Origin of the sequence: Leptothrix cholodnii SP-6, assembly GCF_000019785.1 — a bacterium.
GTDB classification, from domain to species: Bacteria; Pseudomonadota; Gammaproteobacteria; order Burkholderiales; family Burkholderiaceae_C; genus Sphaerotilus; species Sphaerotilus cholodnii.
The window spans coordinates 22,909-37,792 of record NC_010524.1; the positions used below are offsets into that span (position 1 = coordinate 22,909).

Here is a 14,884-nt window from a genome sequence, read left to right on the forward strand (position 1 = left end):
GATGTTTCTGCTTCCACCCCGATTCGTCCCTCGCTCCGGAGTACCCATGTTCAAGTCGCTGATCCTTTGCCTCCTCACGCTGGTGCTGACCGGCTGCGCCGTGGTCTCGAAGGGGCCGCCCGGCGTGCCGTTCGAGAAGGGTGCCCGCTGGGCCCTGCTGCCGCTGGCCAATCACACCGAGACGCCGCAGGCCGGCCTGCGCGCCGAGGCCATCCTCGAGCCGCTGCTGCGCCGCCACGGCGTGACGCAGCTGATCCATGCGCCGCGCGCCGAAGGCGATGCGCTGTTCGAGGCCGGCGACCGCAAGAGCCTGGCCGACGCCCGGCGCTGGGCCGGCGAACAGGGCGCGCGCTACGCCATCACCGGCGCGGTCGACGAGTGGCGCTACAAGGTCGGCGTCGACGGCGAGCCGGCCGTCGGCCTGGCGCTGCAGGTGATCGACCTGCGCTCGGGCGCGGTGGTCTGGTCGGCCGTCGGCGGCCGCTCGGGCTGGAGCCGCGAGGCGCTGTCGGCGGTGGCGCAGAAGCTGCTCGGCGAACTGCTCGACGGCCTGGTGGTGCCGTGACCGTGGCCTCGCTGCGCACGCTGTGGCAGCGTGCCGTCCCGGTGATGCGCGAGGCCCTGCTGGCGCGCAACGCCGAGGGCGAGCGGCCGTTCTGGATGCTCGGCGAAGTGCCGGTGCTGACGCTGGTCGTGCTCGTCGGTGGCCTGCTCGTCAGCCCGCAGGATCCGCTGTTCACCCACGCCAGCGTGCCGTGGAGCTGGGTCGCGCCGGTGCTGCTGGCGCTGCGTTACGGCGTGCTCAGCGGCCTGGCGTCGATGGCGCTGCTGCTGGCGGCGTGGGCGCTGCTGATGCCCGCGGCCGAGCCGCTGCCGGCGCAGGTCTTCATCGGCGGGCTGCTGCTGACGATGGTCTGCGGCGAGTTCAGCGGCAGCTGGCGCGGCCGGGTCGACCGGCTGGCCGAGGCCAACAGCTACCTCGAGGACCGCATCGAGCGCGTCACCGGCCGGCTGTTCACGGTGCAGCGATCGCACGACCTGCTGCAGCAGGAGCTGCTGCAGCGCCCGACCACCTTGCGCCACTCGCTCGACGGCCTGGAGCGGCGCGCGCTGGTGGCCGAGCAGTCGGTGGCGACGGCAGCGCAGGCCTTTCTCGACCACCTGGCGGCGAGCTGCCAGCTCGAGGATGCGCAGGTCATCGCCTACGACGAGCAGGCCGGCCGCCCCGGCGCCGTGCTGGCGCAGCTGGGCGAGGCCACCGCGGTCGAGTTCGACGACCCGCTGGTGCAGTACGCGCTCAGCCGCGAGGGGCTCGCGCACGTGCAGGTCGGCCTGCCCGACGGGCCGCTGTCGACCCGCTACCTGGTGGTCGCGCCGCTGCGCATCGGCCGCCAGCAGCTGCCGGCGCTGCTGGTGGTGGCGCGCATGCCCTTCCTGGCGCTGCACGACGAGACGCTGCAGATGATCGCGGTGCTGTGCTCGGCGTTCTCGTCGGCGGCGCAGGTCAGCGAGGCGGTGGCGGCGGTGCTGGCGCAGGTCGGCCACTGCCCGCTGCGGCTGGCCGAGGAGCTCGGCCGGCTCGACCGCATCGCCCGCGAGCATGCGATCGTCAGCCAGCTGGTGCTGCTGCGCTTCGACGACCCGGCACGCAGCGAGGAGCAGGTCAACATGGCGCAGCGCCGCGCCCGCGCGCCCGACGTCAACTGGGCCTTTGCCGACGAGGCCGGCCGCCACCGGCTGCTGACGCTGATGCCGCTGGCGAGCGCGGCGGCGGTCGAGGGCTACCTGGCCCGCTTCACCGAGATGGTGGTCGGGCGCTACCGCGCCGAGGTCGCCGCGCCCAGCCTGGCCGGCCTGAACATCGGCGTGCGGGTGCTCACGCTCGGCGGCGAGCGCCCGCTCGGCGAGGCGCTGCGGCTGCTGATCGCCGACGAGGAGACGACGTGACGATCGCCCAGTTCGGCTCGGCGCTGTTCCTGGAGTCCGGCGCGGCGGTGCTGGCGCTGCGCCAGGACCAGAGCCTGTCGGCCTACTACGCCGGCCTGGGCGTGCACGCCGTCGTCAGCACGCTGTTCATGCTGCTGCTCTACCTGCTGCTGCCGACGCGGCTGCGCCACCCGCGCGCCACCGTGCTGCTGCTGTGTTTTGCGCTGACCTTCTTCATCCCGTTCTTCGGCCTGCTGGCGCTGTGGATCGCGGTGCTGGTGACGCGCTGGCTGCCGCAGCGCATCGTGCGCCTGCCGTTCCGGCTGGCCGACGCGCCCGACCTGCCGCAGTCGGCGCGCGCCGAAGGGCGGCGCTTCCGCGAGCTCAGCGTGCGGCCGGTGCTGGCCGACGCGCGGCTGGCGCCGGCGCTGCGCACGCCGGCGCTCAACGTGCTGTCGACCATGCCGCTGCGGGTGGTCGGCGACCTGCTGCACCAGCTGCTGGCCGACCCGGTCGAGGAGATGCGGCTGGTCGCCTACGGCCTGCTCGACAACCGCGAGAAGGAACTGCGCCACCGCATCACCGAGCAGACCGCCGCGCTGCAGCGCATCGATGCCCACATCCAGGCGCTGGCCGAGGCGACACCGAAGGCGCGCGCGCGCATCAAGAGCGACGCGCACACCTCGCCTGCGCTGCACGCGCTGCACCTGCGCGCGATGGTCGAGCTCAACTTCGAGCTGGTCTACCAGCGTCTGGTGCAGGGCGATCTGCGCGACTTCGCGCTGCAGCAGGCGCTGATCTACGCCGACAAGGCGATCGCGCTGGCCGGCCCCGAGGCCGGGCTGCTGCAGCTGCGGGCGCGGGTCTACATCGAGGCCGACTACCTGGCGCGCGCCCGGGTCGACCTGGAGCAGGCGCAGGCCCACGGCGCGCCGCCGGTGCGGGTGCTGCCCTACCTGGCCGAGATCGCCTACCGCAAGGGCGACTGGGCGGCCGTGCGCGAGCTGCTCGAACCCCTGCAATGCCTGCCGGTGTCGCCGCGCCTGGCCGCGCTGCGGCGCTACTGGTGCGGCCCCGGAGAAACGACATGAAGCCACCCGTCACCCGGACCGCGACCGAGGTCGACATCGCCTTCCTGCTCGAAGGCACCTTCCCGTACGTGTCGGGCGGCGTGTCGAGCTGGATCAACACGCTGCTCAAGGGCTTTCCGGACCTGCGCTTCGCGATCTACTTCCTCGGCTCGCGGGCGGTCGACTACGGCGAGATGCGCTACGAGCTGCCTGCCAACGTGGTGCATTTCGAGACCCACTACCTGTTCGACGGCGAGGACGCGCCGCCGCTGCGGCCGGTGCGCACCGACCCCGCCGCGTTCGAGAAGGTGCGCTGCCTGCACCAGCACTGGCGCGCGCCGCGCACCGCCGACGAAGGTGCCGATCCGCACGGCCTGTTCGGCGAGGTGGTCGACCACCTCGGCGACGCGCTCGGCGAGGCCCATTTCCTGCGCGGCGACCAGTCGTGGGACTACATCCGCGAGCAGTACGGCGCGCACTGCAGCGACCCCTCGTTCGTCGACTACTTCTGGACCGTTCGCATGATGCACGCGCCGATGTGGAAGCTGCACCGCATCGCCGCGTCGATGCCGCGGGTGCGCGCCTTCCACAGCGTGTCGACCGGCTACGCCGGCCTGCTGGGGGCGATGTGCAAGCGCCGCTGGGGCCGCCCGCTGATCCTGTCGGAGCACGGCATCTACACCAAGGAACGCAAGATCGACCTGCTGGCGGCGGGCTGGATCGCCGACAACCGCTCGGTGCTGCAGCGCGACCCGACCCAGCTGAGCTACTTCCGCGACATGTGGATCCGCTTCTTCGAGGGCATCGGGCGGGCCTGCTACGACGCCAGCGACCAGATCATCGCGCTCTACGAAACCAACCGGCTGCGCCAGGTGCTCGACGGCGCGCGGCCCGAGCGCACCCGCTGCATCGCCAACGGCATCTCGATCCCGACCTTCGGCCCGCTGCGCGCCGAACGCCCGGCCACGCCGCCGCCGGTGCTGTGCCTGATCGGCCGGGTGGTGCCGATCAAGGACATCAAGACCTTCATCCGCGCCATGCGCACGGTCGTCAACCGCCTGCCCGAGGCGCAGGGCTGGATCGCCGGGCCGACCGACGAGGACCCCGACTACGCCGAGGAATGCCGCCTGCTGGTCAACAGCCTGGGGCTCGAGAAGCAGGTGCTGTTCCTCGGTTTCCAGCGCCTGACCAAGCTGCTGCCGCAGGTCGGCCTGGTGGTGCTGTCGTCGGTCAGCGAGGCGCTGCCGCTGGTGCTGCTCGAAGGCTTCGCCGCCGGCGTGCCGGCGGTCAGCACCGACGTCGGCTCGTGCCGCCAGCTGATCGACGGCCTGCCGGGCGAGGACGCCTCGTTCGGCCGCGCCGGGCGCATCGTCGGCATCGCCGACCCGCGCGCGCTGGCCGATGCGGCGGTCGAGCTGCTGGCGGACCCGGCGATGTGGCAGTCCGCCGCCGATGCCGGCGTGGCGCGTGTCAACCGCTACTACGCGCTCGACACCATGCTCGACCACTACGACGACGTCTACAAGAAAGCCCTCGAATGAACCGACCCCCACGCTCACTGCACTCGCTGCCCCCCGAGGGGCCGCTCGGCCCCTCCGGAACGGCCGGGCGGACCTGAGATGGCAGGCATCGGTTTCGAGCTGCGCCGCCTGCTCAAGCGCGACAGCTACGCCGGTCTGTTCCAGGCCTACACCTACGCGGGCATCATCAGCTCGGGGCCGTGGGTGCTGTCGATCATGGCGATCCTGTTCATCGGCGTGCTGTCGGGGCTGGTGGTGTCGCCGGCCGGGCAGATCAGCGAGTTCCAGGTGGCCGTGACCTGGCTGGTGATGCTGTCGCTGATCCTCACCGGGCCGATCCAGCTGTCGTTCACCCGCTGGATCGCCGACCGCCTGTTCGAGCACAAGGACGCCCTGATCGCGCCCAACTTCGTCGGCGTGCTGCTGGTCGTGGTGCTGGCGTCGGGCGTGCTCGGCCAGGCGCTGGTGCCACCGCTGTTCCCGGACCAGTCCAACCTGTTCCGCGCCACCTTCAGCTGCGCGCTGGTGGTGCTCAGCTGCATCTGGGTGGCGACGATCTTCCTGTCGGGCCTCAAGCAGTACAAGACCATCGTCGCGATGTTCGCGCTCGGCTACGGGCTGACGGTGGTGGCGGCGCTGGCGTTGCGCCACTACGGCCTCGAGGGTCTGCTGATGGGCTTCCTGATCGGCCAGTGCGTGCTGCTGGGCGGCATGCTGGTGCTGATCCTGCGCACGCTGCCGTCGCTGCGGCTGATCGCCTTCGACTTCCTGCGCCCGGGTGCGATGTACGTCGAGCTGGTCTGGGTCGGGCTGTTCTTCAACCTCGGCGTCTGGGCCGACAAGCTGGTGTTCTGGTTTTCGCCCGAGGTCAGCGAAAGCATCATCGGCCCGCTGCGCGCCTCGGTGATCTACGACCTGCCGAGCTTCCTCGCCTACCTGTCGATCATCCCGGGCATGGCGGTGTTCCTGGTGCGCATCGAGACCGATTTCGTCGAGTACTACGACCGCTTCTACAACGCGGTGCGCGAGGGCGGCTCGCTCGATCACATCCAGCACATGCGCAACCAGATGGTGTTCACGATCCGCCAGGGGCTCTACGAGATCCTGAAGATCCAGGGCATCACCGTGCTGCTGGTGATCGTGGCCGGGCCGGCGCTGCTGCGGCTGATCGGCATCTCGCCGCTGTATCTGCCGCTGCTCTACCTCCACGTCGTCGCCGCCGGCCTGCAGGTGGTGCTGCTGGGCGTGCTCAACGTGTTCTTCTACCTCGACCAGCGCCGCGTCGTGCTCGGCCTGACCGCCATGCTGGTGGTGCTCAACGTCGGCCTCACGGCGCTGTCGGTGCAGCTGGGCGTGCTGTACTTCGGCTACGGCGTCGCGCTGGCCATGATGTTCACGGTGCTGGCGGCGATGCTGGTGCTCGAGACCAAGCTGCGCACGCTGGAGTTCGAGACCTTCATGATGCAATAGCGCCACCATGGCGCACCCGCTCACGACCCCTTTCAGCCGCGCTGCGCCGCCCTGGCCGCGCACCGCCTTCATCGGCATCGGTCGCGTCGCGGTGGTGCTGGCCCCGGCGCTCAAGCGGCTCGGCGTGCCGATCGTCGCGCTCGCCAGCCGGCAGGCCACCGCGGCGCAGCACCTGGCCGGGCAGTTGCACGACGCCGCGGTGCTGAGTGCGCAAGAGGCGGTCGACCGCGCCGAGCTGGTCTGGCTGACGGTGCCCGACGATGCCATCGCGCCCACCACCGCCGCGCTGCGCTGGCGACCTGGTCAGACCGTGGTGCATTGCAGCGGCGCCACCGAGCTGACGGCCTTGCAGGCCGCGGCCGACGCCGGCGCGGTGGTGGCCGGTTTCCATCCGCTGCAGATCTTTTCCGACCCTGAACTGGCGGCGCAGCGGCTGGCCGGCAGCAGCGTGGCGATCGAGGCCGGCGGGCCGGCCGAGGCGCTGCTGCAGCGCATCGCCGCCGGCCTGGGCCTGGCGGTGCTGCGCCTGCCGCCGGGCAGCCGCGCGCTCTATCACGCCGGGGCGGCCTATGCCGCGAGCTACCTGCTGGCACTGCTCGACGAAGCCGCGGCGGTCTGGCGCACGCTGGGCATCGACGAGGCCGCCGCGTTGCGTGCGCTGCTGCCGCTGGCGCACCTGACGCTCGACGCCGCCGGCCAGCGCGGCCTGGCGCAGGCCCAGGCCGGCCCGATCGCACGTGGCGACGCCGGCGTGGTGCGGCGCCAGATCGACGCGCTCGCCGGCATCGGCGCACCGCACGCCGCGCTCTACCGCGAGATGGGCCGCCGCCAGCTCGAACTGGCGCGCCGTGCCGGCCGGCTCGACGCCGCCGCGCTGGCCCGGCTGGCCGCCGCGCTCGGGGTTCAGGACGAGGCCTGAGCCCGCGCCACGCAGCGATCGAGCTGCGTCTTGGGTGCGCGCTGCAGCGCCGCGAGCAGCTCGTGCCGCACCGGCCGGCCCTGCAACTGATCGGCATAACGCTGCGCCACCAGATCCTGCAGGCGCACCAGCAGATGCGCGGTGGTCAATGCATCGGCCAGCGCGCGGTGGGCGCGGCCGTTGTTCGGCAGGCCGAACCAGCTCGCCAGCGTGCCGAGCTTGTGGTTGGGCGCCTCGGTGTTGAGGCGGCGTGACAGCAGCACGGTGCAGGCGAATTCCTGCGCCAGGTCGGGCTCGCAGCCGGCGCGCTCGCGCTCGGCCAGCCAGAAGCCACGGTCGAAGGCGGCGTTGTGCGCCACCATCGGGCAGCCGCGCGTGAAGGCCGCCACCTCGCGCATCACCTGCTCGGCCGGCGGCGCGTCGCGCAACATCGCGTTGCTGATGCCGGTGAGCTGCTCGATGAACGGCGGGATGTGGACGCCGCTGTACATCAGGCTCTGGTACTGCCCGACGATCTCGCCACCGCGCACCAGCACCGCGCCGATCTCGGTGGCGCGCGCGCCCTGTGACGGCGTCATGCCGGTGGTTTCGAAGTCGATGACGGCGATGGTTTCCATGGCGGCGAGTATCGCGTCGGCCGAGCTCAGCGACGCGGCATCAGCAGCGCACCGACGATGGCTGCCGCGGTCTGCAGGGCGTCGGTGTCGTAGGCGGCGTAGCCGAACAGCCAGCCGCGCCGCGGTGACTCGACGGTGTAGCGCGACAGCGGCGCCAGGTAGACCCCGGCTGCGCCGGCGCGGGCGGCCAGCGGCGCATCGGCCTGACCGGGTGGCAGCTCGTGCAGCAGGTGCATGCCCTGTTCGCTGGGCCTGAGCTGCAGCGCGCCGCCGCTGGCCTGGGCCAGCGCCTCGATCAGCACGCGCTGGCGTTGCGGGTAGAGCGCACGCATGCGCTGCAGGTGGCGCAGCAGATGGCCTTCGAGGATGAAACGCGCCAGCACGTCCTGCGCGTCGCCCGGGGCGTGGCGGTCGGTCAGCGCCCGCGCGCTGGCAAAGGTGGGGGCCAGCGCATGCGGCAGCACGATGAAACCCAGCCGCAGCCCCGGGTGCAGCGTCTTCGAGAAGGTGCCGACGTAGAGCACCCGCCCGGCCTGCGGCAGGCTGCACAGCGCCGGGATGCGGTGGGCGCCGTACTGGAACTCGCCGTCGTAGTCGTCCTCGACGATCCAGGCGTCGTGTGCGCGGGCCCAGTCGAGCAGCAGCAGCCGGCGCTTCAGGCTCATGCGCACGCCGGTCGGGAACTGGTGCGTGGGGGTCACCACCGCCAACCGAGCCGCCGGCCAGCGGGCCGCGGCGTGGGCGATGTCGATGCCCTCGCCGTCCAGCGGCACCGGCCGCACGGTGGCGCCGTGGCCGAGCAGGCTGGCGCGGATGCCGGGGTAGCCGGGGTCTTCGACCAGCACCTCGTCGGCGGGGTCGAGCAGCAGCCGGCCGATCAGGTCGAGCGCCTGCTGCGAACCCGCGCACACCAGCACCTGGGCGGCCTCGCAGCGGATGCCACGCGACACCCACAGCCACTGCGCGATCGCCTCGCGCAGCGCCGGCAGGCCGGCCGGATCGAGGTATTGCGCCTGGGCCAGGCGCTGCCGCGGGCTGGCTTGGCGCGCCAGCCGATCCCACAGCGCGAAGGGAAAGGTGGCGATCTCGGGTGCGCCGATGCGAAAGGCCTGCGCCGGCTGCAGCGGCGGCTGCCAGCGCAAGGCGGTGTCGGCGATCAGCTGGCCGCGGCGCGACAAGGCCGGCGCCATGGCCGAACCCTGTGACCCCCGCGACACCGGCCGACCCAGCGCGGCGAGATCGCCCGCCACATAACTGCCGTCGCCGACGCGGGTGATCACGTAACCCTCGGCGCGCAGCCGCTCCATCGCCCACAGCACGGTGTTGCGCGCCACGCCCAGGGCCAGCGCGTGTTCGCGGGTAGGTGGCAGGCGCGCGCCCGCTGCAAAGCTGCCCTGCTCGATGGCCGCACGCAACTGCCGGTAGATCTGCAGGCGCAGCGGCGTCTTCGGGGCAGTGGTTCCGTGCGGCATCGGATATTGGCTCTCTGGTATCAAGGATAAGTGGTTAATCTGAAGAACCACTCAAGGCCCGCCGACCATGCCCGAATTCACCGCCTCCGTGCAATGGCAACGCCATGCCCAGACCTTCACCGACAACCGCTACAGCCGTCGCCATGAATGGCATTTCGACGGCGGCGCGGTGGTGGCGGGCTCGTCGTCACCCCATTCGGTGCCGCTGCCGTATTCCGACCCGGGCGCGGTCGATCCCGAAGAGGCGCTGGTCGCCGCGGTGTCGAGCTGCCACATGCTGTGGTTCCTGAGCCTGGCCGCCAAGGCCGGCTGGCTGGTCGACGACTACCGCGACGACGCCGTCGCCGTGATGGCGCGCAACGCCGCCGGCCGCAGCGCGATCACGCTCATCACGCTGAGGCCGGCGGTGCGCTTCGGTGGCGAACGCCAGCCCGATGCCGACACGCAACGGCGCCTGCATCACGCCGCCCACGACGAGTGCACGCTGGCGCATTCGGTGACCGCCGAGGTGCGCTGCGAGCCGCTGTTCTGACCCCTTCCTCACGAGACTCCGACGCATGTACCTGCCCGCCCAGTTCGAAGAACGCCGCCCCGAAGTGCTGCACGCGCTGCTGCGCGCCCACCCGCTGGCCACCTGGGTCAGCCAGCGTGACGGCGAGCTGGTGGTCGAACACGTGCCGTTCCTGCTCGACCCGGCACGCGGTGAACACGGCACGCTGATCGGCCACGTGGCGCGCGCCAATCCGGTCTGGCGCCAGCTCGCGGCCAGCGTGCTGGTGTTCCAGGGGCCGCAGGCTTACGTGTCGCCGGCCTGGTACCCGAGCAAGCAGGTGCACGGCAAGGTGGTGCCGACCTGGAACTACGCGGTGGTGCATGCACACGGCCAGCCGCGTGCGATCGAGGATCCGGCCGCGCTGCGGCAGATCGTCAGCCGCCTGACCGACACGCACGAAGCCGGCCGCGCGCAGCCCTGGCAGGTGGCCGATGCGCCGGCCGACTACATCGACCAGATGCTGGCCGCGATCGTCGGCATCGAGATGCCGATCGAGCGGCTGGTCGGCAAGTGGAAGGTCAGCCAGAACCGTTCGGCTGCCGACCGCGCCGGGGTGGCGGCCGGGCTGCTGGCCGATGCGGCACCGCAGGCCGCGGCGATGGCCGCACTTGTTCAACCTTCAACCGATGCCTGAGTGCAAACAATCCATGATCACGATCGACTCGTTCACCGACGCGGACCAGCCGGCCTGGCAGGAACTGGCGCGGGCCTACAAGGCGTTCTATCTCACCGGGCAGACCGACTCGGAGTACCAGGCCACCTGGCAGCGCCTGCGTGCGGGCGAGCAGGTGCACGGCTGGGCGGCACGGCTCGACGGCCGGCTGGTGGGCATCGTGCACTGCCTGTTCCACGCCAGTGCCTGGACCGACGACGTCTGCTACCTGCAGGATCTGTTCGTGGCCGAGGCGGCTCGTGGTCAGGGCGTCGCCGCCGCCTTGATCGAACGGGTGGCGCAGGCGGCCCGCGAGCGGGGGGCGCCGCGGCTGTACTGGCTCACGCAGGACCACAATGCCCGTGCGAGGGCCTTGTACGACCGCGTCGCGCAGAACCGCGGTTTCATCCGCTACGACTACGTTCTGGGCCCGACCTGAGCCGGGTGTGCCGGCTGCAGCCGCAGGTCAGTCGACCACCCGCACACCCTTCCAGAACGCCACCCGCCCGGCGATCTGCGCGGCGGCTTCCTTGGGCTCGGGGTAATACCAGACCGCATCGGGGTTGGCGTCGCCGTTGACGAACAGCGTGTAGTAGCTGGCCTGGCCTTTCCACGAACAGGTGGTGCGCAGGTTGCTCGCCAGCAGGTACTCGCGCTTGAGCGAGTCGGCGGGGAAGTAGTGGTTGCCTTCGACCAGCACGGTGTCGTCGCTCTCGGCGACGACGACGTCTTTCCAGATGGCTTTCATGTTGTCGGTTCCTGGGTCAAAGGAGGCGAGTGTCGGGCCTGTCAGAGGTCGCGCGCCAGGCGCAGGCCGCTGAACTGCCAGCGTGCGGTGGGCGGGAAGAAGTTGCGGTAGCTCGGCCGCGCATGGCCGCGCGGCGTGGCGCAGCTGCTGCCACGCAGCACCAGCTGGCCGACCATGAACTTGCCGTTGTATTCGCCCACCGCGCCGGCCATCGGCCGAAAGCGCGGGTAGGGGTCGTACGACGAACGCGTCCATTGCCAGACGGCGCCGAAGAACTGGGGGTCACGCCGGCCGGCGGCGTCGAGCGACGCGGCGCGTGGCTGCGGATCTATCGGGCCATCGCCCGGTTCGGCGCCTGCGTGTGCGCCGCCGGCGAGGCGGGCCGCGGCCTCCCACTCGAACTCGGTGGGCAGCCGCGCACCGGCCCATTCGGCGTAGGCCGCGGCCTCGTAGAAGCTCAGGTGGCAGACCGGCTCGTCGGCGCGCCACGGCCGCTCGCCGTAGAGCGTGAACTGGTGGCTGGGGGCGCCGCGCTCGTCGAGCGCCCAATAGAGCGGGGCCTGCCAGCCCAGCGATTGCACCGCCGCCCAGCCGTCGCTGAGCCAGAGCTCGGGCCGGCGGTAGCCGCCGTCGGCGATGAAGGCGGCGTAGTCGCGGTTGCTGACCAGCGCACGCGCCACCGCACAGGCCTGCAGCTGCACGCGGTGCGCGGGGGTTTCGTTGTCGAAGCTGAAACCGGTGCCGGCGTGGCCGATGCCGATCTCGCCGTGGGGCAACTCGATCCACTCGGCACCGCCACCGCCGTGCAGGCCGGCACCTGCCGCCGGTTCGTCCGCCAGGCAGGCGGGCCGCAGCGGGTTGAGCGACAGGGCGTGGGCGATGTCGGTCAGCAGCAGCTCCTGGTGCTGCTGCTCGTGGTGCAGACCGAGCAGCAGCAAGGGCGCGGCAGCGGCCCAGCTGTCGTCGTCGGCCTGTTCGATGAAGCGGGCCAGCGCCTGGTCGACTGCATTGCGGTAGGCCCGCACCTCGTCGAGCGAGGGCCGACTCAGCAGGCCGCGCTGCGGCCGCGGGTGGCGCGGGCCGAGGCTCTCGTAATACGAGTTGAAGAGCTTGAAGTAGCGCGCGTCGACCGGCTGGTAGCCGGGCTGGTGCGGGCACAGCACCAGCGCCTCGAAGAACCAGGTGGTGTGCGCCAGATGCCATTTGGTCGGGCTGGCGTCGGCCATGGACTGCAGGGCCATGTCTTCGGCCGACAGCGTGGCCACCCGCTGCAGCGTGTGGGCGCGCACCGCCCGGATCTGCCGCAGCAGGGCCTGGCGTGCGGCCGGCGACTCGGACGCTGGCGCCGGGGTCGGCGCCAGCGGGTCGGGAGGGATCTGCGGTGTCATCCTCGGCAAGCCCCGGTTCTGAAGACAGGGCGCTTACCTTACACCGGCCGTCTATTTGGCGCTGTTGATGTAGGCCGACAGGTTCAGCAGATCCTGCGCCAGCAGGCTGCTGGCAAAGCCGCCGTGGGCGCCCTTGTTCATGGCGCTCTGGATGCCCGACAGCGTGGCCGCCTTGGTCACGTTCATCGCGTTGTTCGACACGGTGGCGGTGTGGCAACCCGCGCAGGTGACGCTGTACTTGAGCTGGCCGGCGGCGATGTCGCCGGTGGCCGGTGCGGGAGCCGGAGCGGGTGCAGGTGCAGGTGCAGGTGCCGGTGCGGGAGCGGGAGCGGGAGCGGGAGCCGGGGCAGGGGCAGGGGCAGGGGCAGGGGCAGGCGTCGGAGCCGGAGCGGGCGCAGGAGTCGGTGCCGGGGCAGGTGCAGGTGCAGGCGCAGGGCTCGGCGCCGGTTCCGGCGCGGGGGGGATGGGCGCCGGAGCCGGGCTCGGCGTCGCGCCGTTTTCGAGTGCGGCATTCCAGGTGCCGGCGTCGCCGGTGGCGCTGTCGGTGAAGTTGCCCGACAGGCTGCCGTCGGCGGCCTGGGTGCCTTGCAGCGTGACGGCGTGGCCGCGCCAGGTCAGGGTCAGCGTGACGCTGCCGTCTGCGGCCAGGGTGCCGCGCACGCGCACGGCGCCGCCACGGTGTTCGCGGGCTTCGCGGCCGCCGTGCTGGCTGGCGATCAGCAGGTCGTCGGTGGCGGACTGGAGCTGCTCGGTGGCCTCGTCGTGGCCGCTGCGGAAGGCGCTCAAGGCCTGTTGGCCACCGGGCGTGGCCAAGCCGCCGGCATCGTGGCCGATCTGGCTGCGCAGCTCGGCCACCAGGGCCTCGATGCGGCTGCGGTATTGCTGCCGCAGCGCCTGCAGCGCGCTGCTGTTGCGCAGCGTGGTCACGATCGGTGCGACGCCGCTGTCGCTGGCGGTCGGCACGAACCGGCCCTTGAGGCGGGTCGTGCCGTCGCTCTTGAGCTCGCCCTTGAGCAGCAGTGCACCGCCGAGCGCCTGGCCGGCGTGCGGCCCGCTCGTGACGCTGGCGTCGAGGGCGTATTGGGTGGCGGTCCACTTCCGCTCGGTGGCCGCGTCGTCGTTGTCGTCGTCGTCCTGCTCGGCATCGTCCTTCGTGTCGTCGGACGATGATTTCGACGGCGCGCGGGCCGGCGCGGCACTGGCGGTGCCGCTGCCGGCCGCGCTGTCGCCGTCGGTCCGGGTGTGCAGGGTCACGCTCATGCCCTGGCTGGTGTCGGTCACGGCCAGCGCGCTGCTGGTGGCGCCGTCGGTGGTGTCGTCACCGCCGCCGCAGGCACTCAGCAGCGCCACGGCCAGCGCGATGGCGGCCAAGCCGGTGCCGAGCCGGCGGCCCGCGGCCGGGCGGGTGCCGCCGCGGGCGTTGAAGGAGGAGGGGTTGGACGACGGGATCGAGGGTGTCGGGCAGCTGCGCATGGAAGGCTCCTGTGTGTGCGCCGGAGCGCACTTGCACCGGCTTGGGGCGCACCTTAAACAGCCAGGACCACCGTGCGCATCGTTTGGGTCCGTGCATTACCTCGGTAACGTCCACGGCCCTGCGGTTAGCAACCGGTCACCAGATGGCGAGATTTGTCGCCGTGTCTGAAGCGGTCATCAGGTTTGCCAGCTTCGGCGCCGGAAGGCCCCCTCGATGGGCAGAAATCCCGCTGGCACTCGCCGCTAAACTCGGTCAACTTCATCTTCGAGCGCCCCATGGCTGTTGTGACCCGCAAAAGCACGCCTTCGAGTCTCGAACTCAAGAGCGCGGTCTTGACGCTGACCGCGCTGGTCATCAAGAGCGCCGACCTGAGCGAACTGGCGCGCGAGCTCGAAGCCCAGGCCAAGGAGATGCCCGGGCTGTTCGACCATGACCCGGTGGTGATCGATCTTGGTGCAGTGCGCGACGCCTCGATCGAGCTCGACGTGGTGGCGCTGATCGCCCTGTTGCGTCGCCACAGCCTGCTGCCGCTGGCGGTGCGCGGCGGCAGCACCCGGCAGATGGCCGCCGCGCGCGAGGCCGGGCTGGCCGAGGCGCCCGACGAGACGCACGCCGCGCCTCAGCGCCCGACGGCCGCCCTGCCGGCGCAGTCGCCGTCCGATGGCGAAGACGTCGACCTCGACGACGAACTGCGACGCGCCCGCCAGCTGTTCGCCACCCAGCCGCCACCGGGCGGCACGCTGGTGATCGACCGGCCGCTGCGCTCGGGCCAGCAGGTCTACGCGCGCGGCAGCGATCTGGTGGTGCTGGCGATGGTCAGCCACGGCGCCGAGGTGATCGCCGACGGCAGCATCCACGTCTATGCGCCGCTGCGCGGGCGGGCCGTGGCCGGTGCCAAGGGCCAGGCGGACGCCCGCATCTACAGCACCTGCATGGAAGCCCAGCTCATTTCCATCGCCGGAACCTACCGCACCACCGAAGTGCCGCTGCCCGCCAACGTGCTGGGCAAGCCGGCGCAGGTGCGGCTGGAAGGCGACCGGCTGGTGGTCGAGCCGATCAAGCCCTGACCCTGCCG

15 protein-coding genes are annotated in these 14,884 nt (G+C 71.6%); 10 read left to right on the forward strand and 5 right to left on the reverse strand.

Annotated features, from left to right (window positions below; genetic code table 11):
* Nucleotides 1-46: 46 nt before the first annotated feature.
* The 6 genes from LCHO_RS00090 to LCHO_RS00115 all read left to right on the forward strand — a co-directional run bounded on the left by LCHO_RS00090 (nt 47) and on the right by LCHO_RS00115 (nt 6,905).
* Nucleotides 47-565 carry a hypothetical protein gene (locus LCHO_RS00090; protein ID WP_012345056.1) on the forward strand — a complete coding sequence of 173 codons (519 nt, stop codon included), beginning with the start codon at nt 47-49 and terminating at the stop codon, nt 563-565.
* Nucleotides 562-1,947 (forward strand): PelD GGDEF domain-containing protein, encoded by a 1,386-nt coding sequence (locus tag LCHO_RS00095; protein WP_012345057.1) that lies wholly within the window; start codon nt 562-564, stop codon nt 1,945-1,947. Before LCHO_RS00090 ends, LCHO_RS00095 begins: the two co-directional genes overlap by 4 nt.
* Nucleotides 1,944-3,017 carry a tetratricopeptide repeat protein gene (locus LCHO_RS00100; RefSeq protein WP_012345058.1) on the forward strand — a complete coding sequence of 358 codons (1,074 nt, stop codon included), beginning with the start codon at nt 1,944-1,946 and terminating at the stop codon, nt 3,015-3,017. The genes LCHO_RS00095 and LCHO_RS00100 overlap by 4 nt, the downstream gene beginning before the upstream one ends.
* Nucleotides 3,014-4,537 (forward strand): GT4 family glycosyltransferase PelF, encoded by a 1,524-nt coding sequence (gene pelF, locus LCHO_RS00105; protein WP_012345059.1) that lies wholly within the window; start codon nt 3,014-3,016, stop codon nt 4,535-4,537. Before LCHO_RS00100 ends, pelF begins: the two co-directional genes overlap by 4 nt.
* A gap of 78 nt (nt 4,538-4,615) precedes the next feature.
* A complete protein-coding gene (gene pelG / locus LCHO_RS00110) occupies nt 4,616-5,986 on the forward strand; it encodes an exopolysaccharide Pel transporter PelG (RefSeq protein ID WP_012345060.1) in 1,371 nt (456 codons plus the stop codon).
* Nucleotides 5,987-5,993: 7 nt separating this feature from the next.
* A complete protein-coding gene (locus tag LCHO_RS00115) occupies nt 5,994-6,905 on the forward strand; it encodes a Rossmann-like and DUF2520 domain-containing protein (protein ID WP_012345061.1) in 912 nt (303 codons plus the stop codon).
* On the opposite strand, the gene LCHO_RS00120 is transcribed toward LCHO_RS00115, so the two are convergent.
* Nucleotides 6,890-7,522: a 3'-5' exonuclease gene (locus LCHO_RS00120; RefSeq protein ID WP_012345062.1), complete on the reverse strand. Its 633-nt coding sequence runs from the start codon at nt 7,520-7,522 to the stop codon at nt 6,890-6,892. The two genes, LCHO_RS00115 and LCHO_RS00120, sit on opposite strands and share 16 nt — an antisense overlap.
* 26 nt (nt 7,523-7,548) lie before the next feature.
* Complete coding sequence (gene pdxR / locus LCHO_RS00125; protein ID WP_012345063.1) at nt 7,549-8,994, reverse strand: MocR-like pyridoxine biosynthesis transcription factor PdxR; 1,446 nt, start codon at nt 8,992-8,994, stop codon at nt 7,549-7,551.
* Between the two features lie 67 nt (nt 8,995-9,061).
* Here pdxR and LCHO_RS00130 point away from each other — a divergent pair, with 67 nt between their 5' ends.
* From LCHO_RS00130 to LCHO_RS00140, 3 genes are read left to right on the forward strand one after another with little or no spacing between them, the layout of a single operon-like run.
* Nucleotides 9,062-9,526, forward strand: a complete 465-nt coding sequence (locus tag LCHO_RS00130) for an OsmC family protein (protein WP_012345064.1) — start codon at nt 9,062-9,064, stop codon at nt 9,524-9,526.
* Between the two features lie 25 nt (nt 9,527-9,551).
* Nucleotides 9,552-10,181 (forward strand): FMN-binding negative transcriptional regulator, encoded by a 630-nt coding sequence (locus LCHO_RS00135; protein ID WP_012345065.1) that lies wholly within the window; start codon nt 9,552-9,554, stop codon nt 10,179-10,181.
* A gap of 13 nt (nt 10,182-10,194) precedes the next feature.
* Nucleotides 10,195-10,638: a GNAT family N-acetyltransferase gene (locus LCHO_RS00140; RefSeq protein WP_012345066.1), complete on the forward strand. Its 444-nt coding sequence runs from the start codon at nt 10,195-10,197 to the stop codon at nt 10,636-10,638.
* A gap of 27 nt (nt 10,639-10,665) precedes the next feature.
* On the opposite strand, the gene LCHO_RS00145 is transcribed toward LCHO_RS00140, so the two are convergent.
* The 3 genes from LCHO_RS00145 to LCHO_RS23795 are packed head-to-tail and all read right to left on the reverse strand — an operon-like array spanning nt 10,666 to nt 13,808.
* Nucleotides 10,666-10,947, reverse strand: coding sequence for a DUF427 domain-containing protein (locus tag LCHO_RS00145; RefSeq protein ID WP_012345067.1), 282 nt, complete (start codon nt 10,945-10,947; stop codon nt 10,666-10,668).
* A gap of 41 nt (nt 10,948-10,988) precedes the next feature.
* On the reverse strand, nt 10,989-12,335 hold the full coding sequence (egtB, locus tag LCHO_RS00150; protein WP_012345068.1) for an ergothioneine biosynthesis protein EgtB: 1,347 nt from the start codon (nt 12,333-12,335) through the stop codon (nt 10,989-10,991).
* 51 nt (nt 12,336-12,386) lie between these two features.
* Complete coding sequence (locus LCHO_RS23795) at nt 12,387-13,808, reverse strand: hypothetical protein (protein WP_012345069.1); 1,422 nt, start codon at nt 13,806-13,808, stop codon at nt 12,387-12,389.
* A 276-nt stretch (nt 13,809-14,084) separates the two neighbouring features.
* Between LCHO_RS23795 and minC the strand changes: the two genes are divergently transcribed.
* A complete protein-coding gene (minC, locus tag LCHO_RS00160) occupies nt 14,085-14,876 on the forward strand; it encodes a septum site-determining protein MinC (protein WP_012345070.1) in 792 nt (263 codons plus the stop codon).
* Nucleotides 14,877-14,884 lie beyond the last annotated feature (8 nt).

Excerpts from the sequence above, each read along its gene's own strand:
- LCHO_RS00090 (WP_012345056.1), top strand. The coding sequence starts at position 47 with ATGTTCAAGTCGCTGATCCTTTGCCTCCTCACGCTGGTGCTGACCGGC.
- pelF (WP_012345059.1), top strand. The coding sequence starts at position 3,014 with ATGAAGCCACCCGTCACCCGGACCGCGACCGAGGTCGACATCGCCTTC.
- pelG (WP_012345060.1), top strand. The coding sequence starts at position 4,616 with ATGGCAGGCATCGGTTTCGAGCTGCGCCGCCTGCTCAAGCGCGACAGC.
- LCHO_RS00115 (WP_012345061.1), top strand. The coding sequence starts at position 5,994 with ATGGCGCACCCGCTCACGACCCCTTTCAGCCGCGCTGCGCCGCCCTGG.
- LCHO_RS00120 (WP_012345062.1), bottom strand. The coding sequence starts at position 7,522 with ATGGAAACCATCGCCGTCATCGACTTCGAAACCACCGGCATGACGCCG.
- pdxR (WP_012345063.1), bottom strand. The coding sequence starts at position 8,994 with ATGCCGCACGGAACCACTGCCCCGAAGACGCCGCTGCGCCTGCAGATC.
- LCHO_RS00130 (WP_012345064.1), top strand. The coding sequence starts at position 9,062 with ATGCCCGAATTCACCGCCTCCGTGCAATGGCAACGCCATGCCCAGACC.
- LCHO_RS00135 (WP_012345065.1), top strand. The coding sequence starts at position 9,552 with ATGTACCTGCCCGCCCAGTTCGAAGAACGCCGCCCCGAAGTGCTGCAC.
- LCHO_RS00140 (WP_012345066.1), top strand. The coding sequence starts at position 10,195 with ATGATCACGATCGACTCGTTCACCGACGCGGACCAGCCGGCCTGGCAG.
- LCHO_RS00145 (WP_012345067.1), bottom strand. The coding sequence starts at position 10,947 with ATGAAAGCCATCTGGAAAGACGTCGTCGTCGCCGAGAGCGACGACACC.
- egtB (WP_012345068.1), bottom strand. The coding sequence starts at position 12,335 with ATGACACCGCAGATCCCTCCCGACCCGCTGGCGCCGACCCCGGCGCCA.
- LCHO_RS23795 (WP_012345069.1), bottom strand. The coding sequence starts at position 13,808 with ATGCGCAGCTGCCCGACACCCTCGATCCCGTCGTCCAACCCCTCCTCC.
- minC (WP_012345070.1), top strand. The coding sequence starts at position 14,085 with ATGGCTGTTGTGACCCGCAAAAGCACGCCTTCGAGTCTCGAACTCAAG.